We start from the raw sequence: 480 nt of genomic DNA on the forward strand, positions 1-480 counted from the left end.
GTCCTGCAGCGCGAGGCCGCCGAGCGGCAGCGTCACGCCGCTGCGCACGCTGTTCCTGCGCACGTCGATCAGCTCGAGCGAGCCGCCGCCGAGATCGCCGACGATGCCGTCGGGATGATGGATGCCGGAGATGACGCCGAGCGCCGACAGCCGCGCCTCGCGCGGGCCCGACAGAATCTCGATCTTCACGGCGCAGATGCGCTCGGCCTTCGCGATGAAATCAGGGCCGTTCGAGGCGTCGCGGCAGGCCGCGGTGGCAATCGCGAACACGCGTCCGACCTGCATCACCCGGCACAGCGCGCGGAAGCGCTTCAGCGAGGTCAGCGCCTTGTCGACGGCATCGGGCGCGAGCAGGCCCGTGCTCTGCACCTCGCGTCCGAGGCCGCACAGCGTCTTCTCGTTGAAGATCGGTATGAGGCTTCGCGCCAGCCCCTCGTAGACGACGAGACGGACCGAGTTGGAGCCGATATCGATGACAGC

Annotated in this window: 1 pseudogene; it reads right to left on the bottom strand. The window is 69.0% G+C overall.

The window, feature by feature from the left end:
* Positions 1-480: pseudogene (locus K3G39_RS20455) on the bottom strand (hypothetical protein); the annotation flags it as partial.

This window comes from Pontibacter sp. HSC-14F20, assembly GCF_019599265.1.
In the GTDB taxonomy this organism is placed as follows: domain Bacteria; phylum Bacteroidota; class Bacteroidia; order Cytophagales; family Hymenobacteraceae; genus Pontibacter.